At 73.3% G+C, this 19,120-nt stretch carries 15 protein-coding genes and 1 pseudogene; 5 read left to right on the forward strand and 11 right to left on the reverse strand.

What is annotated here, in order from left to right:
- The first annotated feature begins 60 nt into the window (after positions 1 to 60).
- Positions 61 to 2,244, forward strand: coding sequence for a molybdopterin cofactor-binding domain-containing protein (locus CXR44_RS02800; protein WP_101783222.1), 2,184 nt, complete (start codon positions 61 to 63; stop codon positions 2,242 to 2,244).
- Between the two features lie 136 nt (positions 2,245 to 2,380).
- Entirely contained in the window at positions 2,381 to 2,614 is a 234-nt protein-coding gene (locus CXR44_RS02805) for an EF-hand domain-containing protein (RefSeq protein ID WP_101783223.1), read from the forward strand.
- Positions 2,615 to 2,646: 32 nt separating this feature from the next.
- Here the strand turns inward: CXR44_RS02805 and CXR44_RS02810 are convergent, their stop codons facing one another.
- A complete protein-coding gene (locus CXR44_RS02810; RefSeq protein ID WP_101783224.1) occupies positions 2,647 to 3,627 on the reverse strand; it encodes an excalibur calcium-binding domain-containing protein in 981 nt (326 codons plus the stop codon).
- 170 nt (positions 3,628 to 3,797) lie between these two features.
- Between CXR44_RS02810 and ald the strand changes: the two genes are divergently transcribed.
- A complete protein-coding gene (gene ald, locus CXR44_RS02815; protein WP_101783225.1) occupies positions 3,798 to 4,922 on the forward strand; it encodes an alanine dehydrogenase in 1,125 nt (374 codons plus the stop codon).
- A gap of 4 nt (positions 4,923 to 4,926) precedes the next feature.
- Here the strand turns inward: ald and CXR44_RS02820 are convergent, their stop codons facing one another.
- On the reverse strand, positions 4,927 to 5,628 hold the full coding sequence (locus CXR44_RS02820) for a thioredoxin-like domain-containing protein (RefSeq protein ID WP_101783226.1): 702 nt from the start codon (positions 5,626 to 5,628) through the stop codon (positions 4,927 to 4,929).
- A gap of 130 nt (positions 5,629 to 5,758) precedes the next feature.
- On the opposite strand from CXR44_RS02820, the gene CXR44_RS02825 reads away from it, so the two are divergent.
- Entirely contained in the window at positions 5,759 to 6,391 is a 633-nt protein-coding gene (locus CXR44_RS02825) for a DUF305 domain-containing protein (RefSeq protein ID WP_101783227.1), read from the forward strand.
- 109 nt (positions 6,392 to 6,500) lie between these two features.
- A complete protein-coding gene (locus CXR44_RS02830) occupies positions 6,501 to 7,931 on the forward strand; it encodes a phytoene desaturase family protein (RefSeq protein WP_101783228.1) in 1,431 nt (476 codons plus the stop codon).
- 45 nt (positions 7,932 to 7,976) lie between these two features.
- On the opposite strand, the gene CXR44_RS42070 is transcribed toward CXR44_RS02830, so the two are convergent.
- The 9 genes and pseudogenes from CXR44_RS42070 to CXR44_RS02870 form a co-directional block, all read right to left on the reverse strand.
- A complete protein-coding gene (locus CXR44_RS42070) occupies positions 7,977 to 8,705 on the reverse strand; it encodes a beta-galactosidase (protein ID WP_219601641.1) in 729 nt (242 codons plus the stop codon).
- Positions 8,706 to 8,922: 217 nt separating this feature from the next.
- A pseudogene (locus CXR44_RS42075) lies at positions 8,923 to 9,921 on the reverse strand (beta-galactosidase); the annotation flags it as partial.
- A gap of 339 nt (positions 9,922 to 10,260) precedes the next feature.
- Positions 10,261 to 11,244: a LacI family DNA-binding transcriptional regulator gene (locus CXR44_RS02840; protein WP_101783229.1), complete on the reverse strand. Its 984-nt coding sequence runs from the start codon at positions 11,242 to 11,244 to the stop codon at positions 10,261 to 10,263.
- Between the two features lie 240 nt (positions 11,245 to 11,484).
- A complete protein-coding gene (locus CXR44_RS02845) occupies positions 11,485 to 12,546 on the reverse strand; it encodes a threonine aldolase family protein (protein ID WP_101783230.1) in 1,062 nt (353 codons plus the stop codon).
- Positions 12,528 to 13,157 (reverse strand): SDR family NAD(P)-dependent oxidoreductase, encoded by a 630-nt coding sequence (locus CXR44_RS02850; protein ID WP_101783231.1) that lies wholly within the window; start codon positions 13,155 to 13,157, stop codon positions 12,528 to 12,530. Before CXR44_RS02850 ends, CXR44_RS02845 begins: the two co-directional genes overlap by 19 nt.
- Entirely contained in the window at positions 13,154 to 15,220 is a 2,067-nt protein-coding gene (locus CXR44_RS02855; RefSeq protein ID WP_101783232.1) for a DUF6421 family protein, read from the reverse strand. The genes CXR44_RS02850 and CXR44_RS02855 overlap by 4 nt, the downstream gene beginning before the upstream one ends.
- An 87-nt stretch (positions 15,221 to 15,307) precedes the next feature.
- Positions 15,308 to 15,964, reverse strand: coding sequence for a response regulator (locus CXR44_RS02860; RefSeq protein WP_101783503.1), 657 nt, complete (start codon positions 15,962 to 15,964; stop codon positions 15,308 to 15,310).
- 86 nt (positions 15,965 to 16,050) lie between these two features.
- On the reverse strand, positions 16,051 to 17,556 hold the full coding sequence (locus CXR44_RS02865) for a serine/threonine-protein kinase (protein WP_101783233.1): 1,506 nt from the start codon (positions 17,554 to 17,556) through the stop codon (positions 16,051 to 16,053).
- Positions 17,556 to 19,070 (reverse strand): zinc ribbon domain-containing protein, encoded by a 1,515-nt coding sequence (locus CXR44_RS02870; protein ID WP_101783234.1) that lies wholly within the window; start codon positions 19,068 to 19,070, stop codon positions 17,556 to 17,558. The genes CXR44_RS02865 and CXR44_RS02870 overlap by 1 nt, the downstream gene beginning before the upstream one ends.
- Positions 19,071 to 19,120: the final 50 nt, after the last annotated feature.

A 19,120-nucleotide genomic window follows, 5' to 3' on the forward strand; every position in this document is an offset into this window, starting at 1 on the left:
GGACGGTGATTTCACTTCTCGCGCATAGGAGGGCTCCGGCGGCGGTGCTCTACTCGAAGGATGACGGAGACGGCGGGCAGGACGGCGCGCGAGACCCGGCCGCCCGGGGTGCTGGGCGTCGGGGAGAGCGCGCAGCGCCCCGACGCGACGCTGAAGGTGACGGGCGAGTTCGCCTACGCCTCCGACCTGTGGCTCGACGGCATGGTGTGGGGCGTGACGCTGCGCAGCCCGCACCCGTCGGCGTGGATCAGGTCGATCGACGTGGGGCCGGCCCTGGCGGTGCCGGGGGTGCGGGCCGTGCTGACGCACGAGGACGTGCCCGGCGAGAAGTACTACGGACTGGAGCTGAAGGACCAGCCGGTGCTCGCCGTGGACGAGGTGCGCTACCAGGGTGAGCCGGTGGCGCTGGTGGCGGCCGACCATCCGGAGACGGCGCGCAGGGCGGCGGCGGCGATCGTGGTGGACTACGAGCCACGCGAGCCGGTGACCGACCCCCGCAGATCCCGAAATATCGTCAGGTATCAGCCGGTGCGGGTGGGTGACACGTTCGAGGCCGACGTCGTCGTGACCGGCGAGTACGAGGTCGGCATGCAGGACCAGGCGTTCCTCGGGCCGGAGTCGGGGCTGGCGGTCCCGGCCGAGGACGGCGGCGTCGACCTGTTCATCGCCACCCAGTGGCTGCACGTGGACCGCGACCAGCTCGCGCCCTGCCTCGGACTGCCGCCGGAGAAGGTGCGGCTGACGCTGTCCGGGGTGGGCGGCGCGTTCGGCGCCCGCGAGGACCTGTCGATGCAGGTGCACGCCTGCATGCTGGCGCTGCGCCTGAACCGCCCCGTCAAGATCGTCTACGGCCGCGAGGAGTCGTTCTTCGGCCACGTGCACCGGCACCCGGCGTGGATGCGCTACGAGCACGGCGCCACCCGCGACGGGCGGCTGGTCTACGTCAAGGCCGACATCCTGCTCGACGGCGGCGCCTACTGCTCCTCCTCCCCCGCCGTCGTGGGCAACGCGGCCTCGCTCGGCGTCGGCCCGTACGTGGTGCCGAACGTGCGGGTGGACGCGACCGGCGTCTACACCAACAACCCGCCGTGCGGGGCGATGCGCGGGTTCGGGGCGGTGCAGGCGTGCTACGCGTACGAGTCGCAGATGGACCGGCTGGCCGCGGCCTGCGGCCTGTCGCCCGTGGAGATCCGCGCCCGCAACGCCGTCTCGCAGGGCTCGGCCCTCATCACCGGCCAGGTCATCGACTCGCCCGCGCCTCTCGCCGAGATGCTGCGCGAGCTGGAGGCCATGCCGCTGCCACCGCCCCGCTCGGGAGCCGACCTGCGGTCGCTGCCCGGCGGGGTGTCGCAGACCACCCACGGTGAGGGGGTGCGGCGCGGTGTCGGCTACGGCGTCGGCATCAAGAACATCTGCTTCTCCGAGGGCTTCGACGACTACTCGACGGCCCGGGTCCGCGCCGAGCTGGTCGCCGGCCGGCCGCACGTCACCGTGCACACCGCGGCGGCCGAGGTGGGCCAGGGCCTGGTGACCGTGCAGGCGCAGATCGCCAGGACCGAGCTGGGCGTCGAGCACGTGACCGTGGCGACGGCCGACACCTCGGTCGGATCGGCGGGCTCGTCGTCGGCCTCGCGCCAGTCGTACGTCACGGGCGGCGCGGTGCGGGCCGCCTGCCAGGCCGTCCGCGCCCGCTTCGAGGGGATGCCGGCGCGGGAGGCGCTGGAGAAGTTCGGGCCGATCGAGGAGACGCGCGAGTACCGGCACCGGCCCACCCACCCGATGCACCCCGAGACCGGGCAGGGCGACTCGCACACCCAGCTGGCCCTGTGCGTGCACCGGGCCGTGGTGGACGTGGACGTGGAGCTGGGCCTGGTCAAGGTGGTCGAGCTGGCGGCCGTCCAGGACGTCGGCCGCATCCTGAACCCGCAGCAGCTCGAAGGGCAGATCCACGGCGGCTCGGCACAGGGGCTCGGGCTGGCGCTGATGGAGAAGATCCAGGTGCGCGACGGCCGGGTGCTGAACCCGTCGTTCACCGACTACCTGATCCCCACCGTCCTGGACATGCCGCCCATGACACTGAAGATCCTGGAGAACCCCGACCCGGCGGCCCCGTACGGGCTGCGTGGCGCGGGCGAGCCGCCCACGCTGTCGTCGACGCCCGCCATCGCCGCGGCGGTGCGGGCGGCGACCGGCCGCGAGTTGACGCGCGTTCCGATCAGACCAGAAGATATCGCCTTGGCGTGACACGCCCGGTTAGGCCGGAGCCTGCGCGCCCGACACCGACCAGACCCGCCCGACGATCCGCGTACCGGATCGCGGGCGAGGGGCGAGCGGGCCGGGGAGCCCGGTCCGGCGAGCCCGCGACCAGGGGGAGGCACCGATGACGGACGCACGCGAAGCGGCCAAGGCGGAGTTCGAGCGGTACGACAGCGACGGCGACGGGCTGCTGTCCGCGGCCGAGATCAGGCAGGTGAACCAGGCTCTCGGCGGCCAGGGCGTGACGGACGCGGAGATCGAGGCGTTCATCGCGGCCGCCGACAGCGACGGCGACGGCAGGATCGGGCTGGACGAGTTCGTCGCCCTGGTGGGTGGCGGCAAGCACGAACGCGGCTGAGCCGGCTCCCGCCGCCCGGACCGGGCGGCGGGTCACCGGATGTCGGCGGTGTTGCAGGCGACGCCGTTGCCGTCGAGATCCTGGTACCAGGCGTACTCGGCGTGGCGTCCCCGGGTGTACGGGCCGAGACCTGCGGCCACGGCCTCCTTGCACGAGGCGAACCTCCGGTCGCCGCCCGTCGCGGCGCCCGGCCCGCCGGAGGCGGGCGTCGTGCCGCCCGGCTGGCCCGTGGCCGGCTGCCCGGTCCCCGGCTGGCCCGTGCCCGGCTGCCCCGTGCCTGGCTGGCCCGTGCCCGGCTGGCCCGTGGGGTCGAGCGGGTTGGGAGCGCCGGTCGGGGAGAGCGGGTCGGGGGCGCCGGTGCTCGCGCCGCCCGTGCCGGTGTCGCCGGTGGCGGGGCCGGTCGGCGCGGGGTCGCCGGTCGGCCCGCCGGTGCCGGGCGCCGCGCCCAGCAGCCGGGCGACGAGCGCCTCGGCGTCCTGCCGGGTGAAGCCCGCGATGCTGAGGCTGTCGCCGTCCATGCTCTGGGTGACGACCGGTGTGGCGATCACGGTCTTGGGCACCAGGACGACCGCGAGCTGCCGCTGGTCCTGCACCATCTCGTCGATGAGCTGCACGACCTTGTCCTTGAACGCCGGCGCGATGGCGATGCGCACGGAGTAGGTGCCGTCCTTCTCGCGCACGGGCTCGATCCGTTGCACGGCGCCGACCGTGACCCCGTCCTCCAGCAGGTAGCAGGTGGACTGCCGCTCGTCGAGCACGGCCTCGGCTCCGGGGCAGGGGGCGGGCAGGCTTTCCCTGACCGGGGCGAAGTGCACGGCCGTGGGCAGCCGCTGCGGCGGCGCCGCGCCGAGCAAGGGGGTGTCGGGGCTGCGGGTCATCAGGACGGCGATGGCGCCGAGGACGCCGGCCACGACGACCACCAGGACCAGCGAGACGACCAGCACGACGGTGGTGAGCCTGCTGGCGCGGGGCCTCCCCGGCGGGCCAGGGGGCTGCTCCTCCGGCTTGTCCATCCTTGACGATCCCATCCTGACGTTCGGGCTGCCGGTGAGCTTATCGAGGACGGGGCTTGGCGAGGTAATCAGCCGAATAATCCTCACCTTCGCGCGATACAAGCGCAGGATGGGAGGAAGGAGGACGGGAGGACAACAGTCCCATCCGCCCGTCGAACCGGGAGTAGATCATGAAAGTCGGCGTTCCTCGCGAGGTCAAGGACAACGAGTATCGGGTGGCGCTCACCCCGGCGGGCGTCCTCGAACTGGTGCGCCACGGCCACCAGGTCTTCGTCGAACGGGACGCGGGCACCGGCTCGTCCATCCCGGACCACGACTTCCAGGCCGCCGGCGCCGTCATCCTCGACGAAGCGGACGAGGTCTGGGGCACCGGCGACCTGATCCTCAAGGTGAAGGAGCCGGTGGCGGAGGAGTACCACCGGATGCGCAAGGGGCAGGTGCTGTTCACCTACCTGCACCTGGCCGCCTCCCGGCCGTGCACCGCGGCCATGCTCGACTCCGGGGTCACCGGGATCGCCTACGAGACCGTCCAGACGGCCGACGGCGCGCTGCCGCTGCTCGCGCCCATGTCGGAGGTCGCCGGCCGGCTCGCGCCGCAGGTGGGCGCGTACCACCTGATGCGGACCGGCGGGGGCCGGGGCGTGCTGATGGGCGGCGTGTCCGGCGTGCGGGCCGCGAACGTGGTGGTGATCGGCGCGGGCGTGTCCGGGATGAACGCGGCGGCCATCGCGCTCGGCATGCAGGCCGAGGTGCTGCTGCTCGACCGCAACATCGACAAGCTGCGCCAGGCGGACGTCGTCTACCAGGGGCACTGCCAGACGCTCGCCTCCAACACGCTGGAGATCGAGCGCGCGGTGCTGGAGGCCGACCTCGTCATCGGCGCGGTGCTGGTGCCGGGCGCGCGGGCGCCGAAGCTGGTGACCAACGACCTGGTGAGCCGGATGAAGCCGGGCTCGGTGCTGGTGGACGTCTCCATCGACCAGGGCGGCTGCTTCGAGGACTCCCGGCCCACCACGCACGCCGAGCCGACCTACCGGGTGCACGAGTCGGTGTTCTACTGCGTGGCCAACATGCCCGGCGCCGTGCCGCACACCTCGACGTACGCGCTGACGAACGTCACGCTGCCGTACGCGCTCGCCATCGCCGACCTCGGCTGGCGGCGGGCGCTGGCCGAGGACACGGCGCTGGCGCGCGGGCTGAGCACGCACGAGGGGCACCTGACGAGCCGGCCGGTCGCCGAGGCGCACAGCCTGGAGTGGGTGCCGATCGAGGAGGTGCTCGCCCGCGCCGCCTGACGGGCTACTGCTGCGACTGGCTGGGCGCCGGGGTGGCCGACTCCATCGGCTGCTGGCCGGTCGGCTCCGGCGGGAGCGGCGCCTGGTCGGCCGTGGTGACGATGGCGTCATTGCCGCCGCAGGTGGCGCCGGGCTCGGGGGTGTCCTTGCCGTTCTGGTACTTCTTGATAAAGGCGGTCAGCTTGGGGTCCTCGGGGTTGTCGAGCTTGAGCTGGTGCCCCCACGAGGAGACCACGATGGGCGAGGACAGGCCGGGGAACGGGCTCACCAGCATGTAGTCCTGCTGGCCGGTCGAGCCGGCCACCTTCTTCAGCGCGTCGACCTGCGCCTTGGGCAGGTCGGGCCGGTAGGTGATCCAGATGGCGCCGTGCTCCAGCGAGTGCACCGCGTGCTCGCTGTGGATGGGCTTGTCGTAGACGGCGCACTGCTGCCAGTAGTTGTTGTGCTCGCCGCCGACGGGCGGCGCCTCCTTGTACGAGACCTTGCTCCAGACGTGCTGGCCGGCCTCGTAGGAGTAGTTGGACACGGCGTCGAGAGAGGTCTCGCGGGACTGCTTGACCAGGTAGAACCCGACCACCCCGACGAGCAGCACGATGACGAGGCCGCCGGCCCCCCACATGAGGAACGCCATGCGGCGCTCCTTGCGCTTCTGCTCGGCGCGCATCTTCTGCAGGTGCTCGCGCCGCGCCTGCGCCTTCTCCTTCATCGTTCCTCCATCGGCGGTCCCACTGCGGCAACCCTATGCCCTCCGGTCGTATGCGGAGAATAAGACCTCAAACCCGAAAGATCACGGCTTCGCATGGGATCGGCGCGGGGATGGGTACGCTGGAGACGCCATGGAGAACCCCGGAAAGTCCGCCAAGCTGTTCGCCGCTGCGGCCGTCGTGGTCGTCGTCGCCGCGGCGCTCTTCCTCGTCCTCGGCCGTGGCGGCACGCCGGGCGACGCCTCGCCGGAGGCGGGGTTCGCCCGTGACATGGCCACGCACCACGCCCAGGCCGTCGAGATGGCGTTCGTCATCAGGGACAAGAGCGAGTCGCGGGAGATCCGCAGCCTGGCGTTCGACATCATCAACACGCAGGCCAACCAGCGCGGCATGTTCCTCGGCTGGCTGCAGCAGTGGGGGCTCAACCCCGTGGGCGAGCAGCGGCCGATGGCCTGGATGGCCGGGCACGGCCATGACGGCGCCTCCGCCGCGCCGGGCGCGATGCCCGGCATGGCGACGGCCGCCGAGCTGGACAGGCTCGGCGAGCTGCGCGGGACCCAGGCCGAGGTGCTGTTCCTGCAGCTGATGACCCGTCACCACGAGGGCGGCGTGCAGATGGCCGAGGGCCTGCTGAAGCTGTCCGACCGCGAGGAGGTGGCCGGCATGGCTCGCAAGATCGTCACCGGCCAGGCGGGGGAGATCAAGCTGATGACCGACATGCTGCGGCACCGGAACGCCCAGCCGTTCCCGTCACTGCTCAAGTGAGCGCTCGGGACGGGGCTCACGTGAGGGGTCCGATGAGCGCTCGGGGCGGGGCTCGGGTGAGCGCTCGGGGCGGGGCTCGGGGCGGGGCTCGGGTGAAGGCTCGATCGAGGTGAGCGCCGACGCGGTGGTCGTCGGGTCGGGTCCGAACGGGCTCGTCGCGGCGGTCCTGCTGGCCGAGGCCGGGCTGCGGGTGACGCTGCTGGAGGCTGGCGACGGGTTCGGCGGCGGGCTGCGCTCGGCGGAGCTGACGCTGCCCGGCCGGGTGCACGACCTGGGCGCGACCGTGATGGCGCTGGCCCTGGCCTCGCCGGCGTTCCGCGAGCTGGGCGTCGAGCGGCTGGTCGAGTTCGCGCATCCGGCCGTGCCCGCCGCGCATCCGCTCGACGACCGGCCCGCCGTGCTCGTCCACCGCGACCCGGCCCGCACCGCCGCGGGGCTGGGCGCGGACGGCGCGGCGTGGCTGGCCGGGCCGGGGGCGACGGCCCGTGCCGGCTCCCCGCTGACGGACCTGTTGCTGAAGCCGCTCGGCCCGTGGGAGGCCGACCCGCGCGCGTTCGCCGCGGCCGCCCGGTTCGGGCTGGGCGGCGCGCTGCCCGCCACCGCCTACGCCAGGCTGGTGTTCCGCACGGTGGAGGGCCGCGCGGTGTTCGCCGGCATGGCCGCGCACTCGCTGCTCGACCTGCGCTCCCCCATCACCGCCGGGTACGGCCTGCTGCTGTCGGCCCTCGCGCACCAGGTGGGCTGGCCGCTGGTCAGGGGCGGCTCCCAGGTGCTGGCCGACGCCCTGGTGGCCAGGCTGCGGGCGCTGGGCGGCGAGGCGGTGAGCGGTCACCGGGTGCGCGACCTGAAGGAGCTCGACGCCCCGACCGTGGTTCTCGACGTGACGCCGCGGCAGTTCCTGGAGCTGGCGGAGCTGCCGCCGGGCTACCGCGACCGGCTGCGGCGCTTCCGCTACGGGCCCGGGGTGTTCAAGGTGGACTGGGCGCTCGACGGGCCGGTGCCGTGGCGCGATCCCGCCGTGGCCGCCGCCGGGACCGTGCACCTCGGCGGCACGCTGGAGGAGATCGCGCTCAGCGAGGCGGAGACGGCCCGGGGCTGGCATTCGCCCCGCCCGTACGTGCTGGCAGTGCAGCCGTACGCGGCGGACCCGTCGCGCGGCGGGCACACCCTGTGGGCCTACTGCCACGTCCCGAACGGCTCCCGCGTGGACATGACGGGGGCGATCGAGGACCAGATCGAACGGTACGCGCCGGGGTTCCGCGACCGCGTGCTGGCCCGGCACGTGATGGGGCCGGCCGCCTTGGAGGCGGTCAACCCCAACCTGGTGGGGGGCGACATCGGGGGCGGGCTGGCCGCTCTGTCGCAGTTCGTGCGGCGGCCGGTGTGGTCGACCGCCCCGTGGCGCACGCCGCTGCCGGGCGTCTTCCTGTGCTCGGCGTCCACCCCGCCGGGAGCGGGCGCGCACGGCATGGGCGGCTGGCAGGCCGCCCGCCTCGCCCTGTCCGCCGTCGGAGCCTCCCGAGGAGGCCGTCGCCGCTAGCGACAGGTGGGCCCACCAGGCCGGGCCCACCCGGGGCGAGCCGGATCAGGTGTGCGCCGCGGGGGTCGTGGCGCGCAGGACGGTGACGCCCCACGGCGGGAGGGTGACGGTGCGGACCGGGCCGTCCGCGGGCTCCAGGGCGGCCGTCCAGTCGCCGTCGAGCGTCACGTCCTGCTTGCCGTCGGTGTGGTTGAGCAGGATGAGGAAGGCGCGCCCGGCGCCGGTGCGCAGGCTCGCCTGCACGCCGGCCGGCAGCCCCGCGACGACCGGCCGCACCCCGGCCTCGGCGAGCGCCCGGCCGAGGACGGCCCGCATGGTCGCCTCGTCCACCCGGGTCGGCAGGTAGCGCGCGACACCCTCGCCGAAGGCGTGCCGGGTGAGCGCGGGCCGCCCCTCCCAGCCGGGGGCGTCGAAGACCAGCTCGGCCTCGGCCCCGGCCAGCCGCAGGTCCTCCCGCCACAGGTCGGCGGTCCCGGCCGGCCCGTCGAGGACGCCGCTGCCCCGTACCGGGAACGTCTCCCCCTCGGCGGCCGGCCAGAACTCCTCGGTCCGCACCCCGAGGACCTCGCGCAGCGGGCCCGGGTAGCCGCCCAGGTGGACCCGGTCGTGCTCGTCCACGATGCCGCTGAAGAACGAGACGACCAGCGCGCCGCCGCCGCGCACGTACGCGGTGAGCCGCTCGGCGTCCTCCTCGCCCAGGAGGTACAGGTTGGGCGCGACGACCAGGGCGTAACCGGTCAGGTCGGCCGACGGCGGCACCACGTCCACGCCCACGCCGAGGTCGGACAGCGGGCCGTAGTGGTCGAGCAGCCGGTCCCTGCTGCCGCACCGCGTCGGAGGGGCGGGAGTCGAGCTCCAGCGCCCACCAGCTGTTCCAGTCGAGGAGCAGCGCCACCTGGTTGCGCACCCGGGTGCCGGGCAGGTCGGGCAGCGCGGCGAGTTCCCGGCCGAGCGCGGCGATCTCGCGGTGCACCCGGGTGTCGGTGCCTGCGTGCGGCACCATGCCGGAGTGGAACTTCTCCGCGCCGCCGCGTGACTGCCGCCACTGGAAGTACAGGACGGCGTCGGCTCCGTGGGCCACCGCCTGCCAGCTCCACAGCCGCATCCGGCCCGGTTCCTTGACGGCGTTCCTGGACCGCCAGTTGACGGCGCTGGGGGCCTGCTCCATGAGGATCCACGGGTCGCCGCCGCGGGCGCCGCGCATGGTGTCGTACACGAGGCCGGGGAGCAGGTGGGGGCGCTCGTCGAGCGGGTCGGGGTAGGAGTCGACCGAGACGACGTCCAGCCGGGGCGCCCAGTCGAAGACGTCCACGGCCTTGAGACCGAGCAGGAAGTTCGTGGTGACCGGGACCTCGGGCGTGACCCGGCGCAGGACGGCGGCCTCGGTCTCGAAGCAGGCGCGCAGCGCCTCGTTGCTGAAGCGCAGGTAGTCGAGCTGCTGGGCGGGGTTGGGGTAGGTGGGGGCGACGCGGGGCGGGCGGATGTGGTCGAAGGTGGCGTAGCGCTGCGACCAGAAGTCGGTGGACCAGGCGTCGTTGAGCGCGTCGACGTCGTCCGCGTACCGCTCGCGCAGCCAGCGCCGGAAGTCGGCGGCGGAGGTGTCGCAGTAGCAGGCGGGGATGTGGCAGCCGTACTCGTTGCCGACGTGCCACAGCCCGAGCGCCGGATGGCCGCGGTAGTGGGTGGCGAGCCGTTCGACCAGGGCCGCGGCGCGGTCCCGATAGACCGGGCTGGACGGGCAGAAGTGCTGGCGGCCGCCTGGACCGAGCACGGTGCCGTCGGCGGTGACCGGCAGGATCTCGGGATGCTCGTGGGCGAGCCACGGCGGCGGTGACGCGGTCATGGTGGCGAGGTCGGCGGTGATCCCGTGGGCGTGCAGGTCGTCCATGACGCGGTCGAAGAAGGAGAAGTCGTAGGCGTCGCGCGCCGGTTCCACGCGGGCCCAGGCGAAGACGCCGATGGTGACGAGGTTGACGCCGGTCTCGCCCATGAGGCGCAGGTCCTCGGCGCGGGTCTCGGCGGGCCACTGCTCGGGGTTGTAGTCGCCGCCGAAGGCCACGCCGCCGAGCCGGCGCCAGAGCCTGTCCACCGGCCGGCCGCCGGCCACGCGGCCACCGGAGGCACCGTCGTGGTGACATGGTCGTGGGAGACATGGTCGTGGGGGGCGCGGTCGTGGAGGGCGCGGTCGTGGAGGGCGCGGTCGTGGGGGGTGGGGCTGTGGGGTGCGGGGTTCATCGTCGGCGCGGCGGGCCCGGGGCGTGCGCGGGCGCGCCGCTCCTCCTTTCGCTGGGCCTGCGGGACGGGGCGGGACGGGGCGGGGCGGGGCTGGTCAGCGCGGCGGCGTGCCGGTGCTCTCCCGGACGACGAGCCGCGGCGGCAGGAGGACGGCGGAGCCCGGCGCGGCGCCCGTCGCGATCTGGTCGATCAGGAGGGAGACGATGCGCTCCGCCACCACGTCGAAGTCCTGGCGGACGGTGGTCAGCGGCGGGGAGAGGAACGCGGCCTCGTCGAGCCCGTCGAACCCGGCGACGCTGACGTCCCCGGGGACGCGCCGCCCTGCCTCGGCCAGCGCGCGCAGCACGCCGATGGCCATCTGGTCGTTGGCGGCGAAGATCGCGGTCACGCCGGGCCGCCGGGCCAGATGACGGCCGGCCTCGTGGCCGCCCGCGGCGCTCCAGTCGCCGTACAGCACGGGCGGCACGGCGGCCCCGGCTTCCTTGAGCGTGGCGTGCCAGGACGCGGCGCGGTGTCGGGCGGCGTAGGAGTCCTCGGGGCCGGAGACGTGCCAGACGGTCTCGTGGCCGAGGTCGAGCAGGTGCCGGGTGACGAGCCGGGCGCCGAGGGCCTGGTCGGTGTCGACCATGGCGTGGTGGTGGCCCGCGTCGCCGCCGGCCACCACCACGGGGACGCCGGGGGGCAGGCGCAGCGCCGGGGTGTCGAGGATCTGCGCCTCGATGAGCACGATGCCGTCGACCGCCTGCATGGTGAGCCGGCCGAACGCCTCGTGCACGGCCCGCTCGGTTCGCGTCTCGACGGCGACCATGTTGACCGTGTAGCCGGCGCGCTGGGCCGCTCGGGTGACGGCCTCGACGGTGCGGGCGTTGCCGAAGGTGCCGAGAGTGGAGCTGATCAGGCCGAGGGTGCGGAACTGGCCGGTGACCAGGGCGCGGGCGGCGGTGTTGGGCCGGTAGCCGAGCACGCGCATGGCCGACAGGACCCGCTGCCGGGTCTCCTCCTCGACGTTGCTGCGGTTGTTGGCCACGCGGGAGACGGTCTGGTTGGAGACGCCCGCCAGCGCCGCGACGTCGGCCATGGAGGGCCGTCTGGGTGAGCGCCGCGCGCGGGCGGATGGCGTCCCGTCTGCTGTCACCCGATCGATGTTCACGTAAACATGGCCGATCGTCCGCACATCCACCCGGTTTGGCGGCATTTATGGTGGTTCGGTCATCGCAATCTCATCCACCTGACGAGGTCACGTGAACATCGGACAGCCGGAAACGCCGGAGCGGCCGGCCCGGGGCACTGTCCCCGGGCCGGCCGCTCCGCACACGGTCTAGGCCAGCTCCTCCGCGACGGCGGCGGCGAAGGCGTCGACGTCGTCCTCGGTGGTGTCGAAGGCGCACATCCAGCGCACCTCGCCGGTCGCCTCGTTCCAGGTGTAGAAGCGGAAGCGCTTCTGCAGCCGCTCGGTCACGTCGCGGGGCAGGATCGCGAAGACCGCGTTGGCCTGCACCGGGCGCGGCACCTCGACGCCGGGCAGGCCGCGCACCGCCTCGGCCAGCCGGCGGCCCATGGCGTTGGCCTGGCGGGCGTTGCGCAACCACAGGTCGCCCGACAGCAGCGCCTCGAACTGGGCCGAGACGAACCGCATCTTCGACGACAACTGCATGAACGTCTTGCGCAGGTAGTCGACGCCGGTCGCCGCCTCCGGGTTGAGCACCACGACCGCCTCGCCGTACAGCATGCCGATCTTGGTGCCGCCGAACGAGAGCACGTCCACGCCCGCGTCCGTGCTCAGCGCCCGCATCGGCACGTCGAGGGCGGCGGCGGCGTTCGTCAGCCGCGAGCCGTCGAGGTGGACCAGCAGGCCCAGGCCGTGGGCGTGGGCGCAGATGGCGGCCACCTCGTCCGGCGTGTAGACGGTGCCCAGCTCGGTGGTGTTGGAGATGGACACCACGCGCGGCTGGGCGCGGTGCACGTCGCCGAACCCCCACGCCTGGCGGTCGATCAGCTCCGGGGTGAGCTTGCCGTCGGGCGTGGGCACGGTCAGCAGCTTGATGCCGCCCGTCACCTCGGGGGCGCCGCCCTCGTCGGTGTTGATGTGGGCGGTCTCGGCGCAGATGACCGCTTCCCAGTGCGCGGTCATGGCCCGCAGCGAGACGACGTTGGCGGCGGTGCCGTTGAACACCGGCCAGGCGTGCGCCCGCTCGCCGAAGTGCCGCCGGAAGACGTCCTGCAACGCCTCGGTGTAGACGTCGTCGCCGTAGGCGATCTGGTGGCCGCCGTTGGCCTCGGCGATGGCGGCCAGGATCTCGGGGTGCACGCCCGCGTAGTTGTCGCTGGCGAACGCCTTGAGGGCTGGGTCGTGCCGGAGGGTCACCGCGTGAGGTCCCATCGGATGCCGTTGACGTCGTCGGCCGGCCGCTCGTACAGCTCCCCGACCGCCCGCGCGAGGTCGCGCACGTCGGTGAACCCGGGGAAGCGCCCCTCGGGGTTCGCCGCCCGCATGGCGTCGTTGACCAGGGCCTTGACGACGAGGATCGTGGCGGCGCTGCCGGTGCCGCGCAGGGCGTCGGCCAGCGACAGCGTCCACGCCTCGGCGGCGGCCTTGGCGGCGGAGTAGGCCGCCCCGCCCGCCGTGGGCCGCTCGGCGGCCTTGGCGGAGACGATCACGAAGCGGCCGTTGGGGCTGCGCCGCAGCTGCGGCTCGAAGGCCAGCGAGACGTGCTGGAGCGTACGGATCAGCAGGTCGTGCAGCAGGTCCCAGTCGCCGAGGTCGGTGTCGGCGAACGACTTGCCGCCGCGCCAGCCGCCGACCAGGTGCACCACGCCGTCGACGCCGCCGTGCTCCTTCTCGATCCGCGCGGCGAGCTCCTGGACGGCCGCGCGGTCCAGCAGGTCCACCTCGTCCTTGTCGACGGCGATGACCGTGTGGCCCTGCTCGCGGAAGTAGCCGGACACGGCCTGGCCGGTGGGGCCGCCGCCACCCGTCACCAGAATGATCATCCGCGGATCCCCCTCGTCGACTCGACCACGTCGGCCAGCTTACGACGCAGCGCCTCGTAGAACATGCTCAGGGGGAACTCGTCCGGCAGGACCGCGTCCACCTTGGCCTTCTGCTCCTCCGGCAGGGCCTCGACGCCCTTGGCCCAGGTGGAGGCCGGGTGCGGCTCGACGTAGGCGCTGACCAGCTCGTAGGCGGCCAGCCAGTGGGCCAGCTTGGAGCGGTCGATGCTGTCGCGGTAGAGCTTCTCGACCTCGCCGCGCAGGTCGGCCACGCCGTCCGCGACCCGCTCCCAGTCGATGCTGAGCCGGTTGTCGGTCCAGCGGACGATGTCGTTGCGGTGCAGGTAGGCGAACAGCAGCTGCCCGCCGAGCCCGTCGTAGTTGCGCACCCGCTCACCGGTGATGGGGAAGCGGAACAGCCGGTCGAACAGGATCGCGTGCTGGACGTGACGGGCGTACGGCACGCCCTGCTCCTCCAGCTTCACGGCCTCGCCGAACGCGGTCAGGTCGCAGCGCAGCTCCTCCAGGGAGTACAGCCAGTACGGCATCCGCTGCTTGATCATGAACGGGTCGAACGGCAGGTCGCCGTGGCTGTGGGTGCGGTCGTGCACCAGGTCCCACAGCACGAAGGTGTCCTGGGCGAGCTGCTGCGACTCCAGCAGCCGGGCGGCGTCCGGCGGCAGGTCGAGCCGGAGGGTGGCCGTGGCGGCCTTGGAGACGGTCCGGAACCTGGCGGCCTCGCGGTCGGCGAAGATGCCGCCCCAGGTGAAGCGTTCGGGGGTCTTGCGCACGGCGACGGTCTCGGGGAACAGCACGGCCGAGTGGGTGTCGTAGCCGGAGGTGAAGTCCACAAACGAGATCGGCACGAACATGGGGTTGTCGTAGCCGCCGGCCTCCACCCGGGCCAGCCACTCGGGCCAGATGGTGCGCAGCCAGACCGCCTCCAGGTTGCGGCCGGGGTTGCCGTTCTGGGTGTACATGGCGAACACCACGAGGTGCTCCAGGCCGTCGACGCGCTGGGTGTCGGGGTGGAAGAGGTTCAGCGAGTCGAGGAAGTCGGGGACGTCGAGGTCGCGGCCGGCCCACGCGGCGAGGTCGGCGCGCACGGCCTCCAGGTAGGCGGCGTCGTGCGGGAAGTACGGCGCCAGCTCGCCCACCTTGGCGGCGATCACGCCGACGAGCTCCTTGGCCCGCTCCTTGCCCTCGGGCACGGACCCGTCCTTGGCCTGCAGCGGGCGCAGCTCCTCGACGGCCGCCTTGAGCTCGCCGAACAACGCGGCCTTGGCGTCGCCGTCGGAGCCCGGTGCGGTGGCGGCCTGGGCGGGGACGCGGGCGGCCCAGGTGACGACGTTGCCCCAGAGCGTGCGGTGGTCGTGGTCGTCGAGGGAGTCGTCGCCGAACAGGTCGGAGTCGGCGAAGACGACGACGCGGCCCGCGCCGTGGCGCAGGGCGACGGCCAGCGGGGCGTTCGCCGGGGCGGCGGCCGGCCCGGTGGCGAACAGGACGGTCGCGTCCGCGCCGGGAACCAGCGCGCCGGAGCGGTAGAAGCAGGCGCTCTTGACGCCGGCCAGCAGCCCGTCGGTGGTGGCCGGCCGGGCGACGACCCAGGTGGCGACGTCGCGGTGGGCGTTGCGGGGGTCGCGGACGGTGGTGTGCAGCACGCCGACGCCGAACGCGGCGAGCAGCTCGGCCACGTTGTTGCCGTACTTGTCCTGCTCCTCCTCGGCCAGCACGACGAGCCCGCCGCCCCCGGCGACGAAGTCGCGGACGGCGGCGATCTCGGAGGCGGAGAAGACGGGCTCGCCGAGGCCGGTGGTGCGCTCCCAGCGCTCTCCCGACGGGTGCGCGATGACCAGCACGTCCTGCTCGGCGAGTGTCTCCGCGGTGAGCGGGCCGCCGGTGTGGGCGGTCACCGTGTGTCCCAGGTGCCGCAGCAGCGCGGCGGCACGGGCGTAGCTGTTGTCGTCGGGGTGGGCGGGGTTGATGGCCTCGGCCACCTCGCGCCGGATCGTCCACGACTCGCTGTGCGCCTCGTCGAACAGGACCCTCGGGAAAGCCTGCATGAAAGATCTCCTGTAACTCCGCCGTTCTCCCGGAAAATATACACACAGGCCGCCCGAAACCCCCAAAAAGGGTCCACAGGATGAGACTCAGGTCACTCCGGGCCGCACCACCCCCGTCTCGTAGGCGAAGACGACGGCCTGCGCCCGGTCGCGCAGGCCGAGCTTCATCAGCACCCGGGCCACGTGCGTCTTGACCGTGGCCTCGCCGACGTACAGCTCGGCCGCGATCTCGGCGTTGGTGATGCCGCGCGCCAGCAGCCGCAGCACCTCCAGCTCGCGCGGCGTCAGCTCGGCCAGCAGGGGCGAGGGCGCCGGCTCGCGCCGGCCGGCGAAGGTGGCGATCACCCGGCTGGTCACGGCCGGGTCGAGCAGCGCGTCGCCCGCGTGCACCACCCTGATCGCCTCGATGAGCTGCTCCGGTGGCGACACCTTCAGCAGGAAGCCGCTGGTGCCGGCCTGCAGCGCCGCGTAGAGGTTCTCGTCGCTGTCGAACGTGGTCAGCGTGATCACCTTCGGCGGCGACGGGGTGTCGAGCAGTTCCCTGGCCGCCGAGAGCCCGTCGAGGCGCGGCATCGAGATGTCCATGAGCACGATGTCCGGCCGGGTGCGCCGGGCCACCACGATCGCCTCACGCCCGTCGGCGGCCTCACCGACCACCTCCATGCCGGGCTCGGTCTCGACGATCATCCGTAGCCCGGCTCTGATCATCGCCTGGTCGTCCACGATGACGATGCGTATTCCCACAGGCGGAGCGTAGACAACGCCGGGGGCCTTGAACACCCAGGTCAAGCCGTACGCAAGTCACTCACAAGAGCGTCGGCGGCCGCCGGTCACGACAGCCGCACGCTCTGCCGGACCCGGGCCTGCGTGGCGTCGTCGCAGGTGTTCCTGGCGCAGAAGTACAGCAGCAGCAGGGGCTTGGGCTCGCGCTCCACCACGTAACCGACGAAGCCCAGCCGGGCGCCGCTCTCGCGGTCGGTCAGCGAGCCGAGGTAGCGCGTGGCCGGGGCGTCGCCGGCCTGCTCGGGCACCGGGCCGCTCACGTCGATCCGGCCGGGGAGCAGCCCTTCGAGCATCGCCTTCATCTGGACGTCGGTGGCGGTGGTGCTGAGCGTGTCGGACACCTGCACGTAGACGCCCGTGGCGGAGTCGGGCTCGTCGGTGATGATCGGCACCACGTTCGTCCAGTCGGCTCCGGCGCCCGAGACGAACAGCGACTCGAAGTCCGCGGCCCGCGGCGAGGCCAGCGCGAACAGGTCCTCGTGGGTGCGCACGGTCCAGCCGGCCGGGTGCTCGAAGCTGAGCGGCGCCGCCGGGGTGCTCTGGTAGCGGGTCCACGACTCGCCGCGCTGGCTGACCACCACCAGGACCACCAGGACGAGCGCCGCGAGGGCGGCGGTGATCGTGGCGGCGATGGCCGCCGGCCGGCCGGTGCGGCGCGCGCGGCCGGCGCGGCGGGCCGGGAAGGCCGCCGCTACGGGGACGTCCTCGGGCAGCCCGCCGCCGATCGCCTCGCGCAGCGCGGCGACGAACGCCGAGCAGCTCGGGTAGCGCCGCTCGGGCGACTTGGCCAGCGCCCTGGCCATGACGTCGTCGACCTCGGGCGGCAGCTCCGGCCGCATCTGCGACAGCGGCGTGGGCTGCTCGGCCAGGTGCGCCCAGAGCAGCGCGATGTCGTTGTCGCGCTGGAAGGGCAGCCTCCCGGCCAGCGCCTCGTAGACGACGCAGGCCAGGGCGTACTGGTCGGCCCGGCCGTCGATGTGCTCCTTGTTGATCTGCTCGGGCGACATGTAGCGGGGCGTGCCGATGAACTGGTCGGTCTGCGTCAGCCCCGAGATGGACGTGCGGTGCTTGGTGATGCCGAAGTCGGTGAGGTAGACGTGGTCGCCGGCCAGCAGGATGTTGGCCGGTTTGACGTCGCGGTGGATCAGGTCGTGCGCGTGGGCGGCGTCGAGCGCGGCGGCCACCTGGGCGAAGATCTGGTTGGCCTGGCCGAGCGGCAGCGGGCCGCGGTCGTAGATGAGACGGCGCAGGTCGAGCCCGTCGACGTAGCGCATCGCGATGTAGAGGACGCCGTCGGCGTCGGTGTTGGCCTCGTAGATGGGGATGATGTTGGGGTGCTCGATGCTGGCGACCGTCCTGGACTCCAGGATGAACCGCTGCCGGAAGCGGTCGTCGACGCTGAGCACCGGGTTGAGGATCTTCAGGGCGACGCGGCGGCTGAGCCGGGGGTCGAGCGCCAGGTAGACGACGGCCATGCCGCCCTTGCCGACGATGTCCTCGATGAAGTAACCGGCCACCTCCTGGCCGACGAGCGATCTGTCGTTCGCGTGCATCACGTCTCGCTGGGGTGACCGCAGTAGCCGCAGAACCGGTGGGCCGGGCCCAGCCGCATCCCGCACGCGGTGCAGTACGCGACCGAGCCCACCGGGGGCGCGCCGGGGGCGGCCGGCGCCGCGTCGGCGGCGGTGGGCGCCGGCTTCTGCTGCGGGATCACCGCGAACGGGTGGGAGCGGCGCACGACCACCGTCTGGCCGGCGTCCTCGTCGAGCGGCACGCCGACCGGCGACGGTTGCGTGGCAGGCGGTGGCGGCGCTGCCGGTTCCGGCTCCGCCGCGCGGCCCCGCCGCCAGAGCAGGAACGCCCCGAGAGCCGCCGCCACGAACAGCACCGCGGCGGCCACGATGAACGGCCACAGCGACGTCGACCCGCCGGCCGGCGCGACGGCCCGCCGGGCGCCCAGGTCCGCGGGGCCGCCGCGCTTGGCCAGCGACTCCTTCAGCAGCGCGGCGGCGACCACGTTGCCCGGGTAGAGCTCCAGGACCCGCTGGAAGCCGGGCGCGGCCTCGGTGTAGTACTTGGTGTGGTAGCGGGTCAGCGCGGCCTCGAACGCCGCGTCGATAGCCCCCCGGCGGGGGGCGATCCCGGCCTTGGCCAGGGCGCCGGTGACCTCACGGATGCCGATCATCCTGGCGTCCTTGCCGCCGCCGATGAGCATGCCGACGACGTGGCCGTCCTTGTCGCCGATGACAGGAGCGCCGCGCATGCCGCGGTCGGCCAGCCCGCCCAGCTTGACGGGCTCGTCCACCTTCTTCTCGGGGTCGGCGAACGGCCTGCCGGTCTCGCCCGACCCGCCGCCCCTGCCCAGGTGGGCGATCTCCACCGTGTAGGGCACGTCGGGTCCGGGCCGGCCGAGGAACCCGGCCACTCCGGCCGGCGCGCCCTCCGCCTCGGGCACCTTGTCGGCGAGCGGCGCGGTGGGCAGCCCGACGCTGCCGACGACGCGGCTCGACGTCATGAGCACGGCCGGGCTGTCGGGCCGCGGCCCCGCTCTGACCAGGTCGGCCTTGAGCCCCTTGGGGTCGGCGGGCGAGACGTTGGGGAACACCGTGATGTCGGTGGTGACGTCGATGATGCAGGTGGCCCGCGACGACAGGGGCGGATAGCACTGCTTGAGGTGCCGGTCGAGCACGTCGTCCTTGAGCGAGTGGCGCTCGAAGTCGGCCGGGATCTTCACGTCGTGGTGCTCGGCGAAGATCCTGTTGGCGGCGTGGACCGCGACGTCCCGCTCGCTCCTGACGACCCCGGTGAGGGTGACGATCGCGCCTTCGGGGCTCACCACGGTGCCCGTGCCGACGCCGATGGGCACGTCGTAGGAGCGCTCCACGTGGACCAGGTCGCCGATGTGGTCGAGGAGGGTGATGTCGACGCGCGCCTTGGCCTCGACGCGCACCACGGCGGGGGTCACCAGGTCGGTGATGCCGCTCGGGTGCTCGTGCGCCACCACGGGCAGGGCGACCAGGGTCAGGGCGAGCGCCGCTCCGCCGGCCAGAGCTGTGAGACGCGCCATCGCCGCTCCCGGTTTCGCAAGGGATATCACAAGGGTCCCAATCACGTGGC

Source organism: Nonomuraea indica (genome assembly GCF_002850745.1).
GTDB lineage: Bacteria > Actinomycetota > Actinomycetes > Streptosporangiales > Streptosporangiaceae > Nonomuraea > Nonomuraea indica.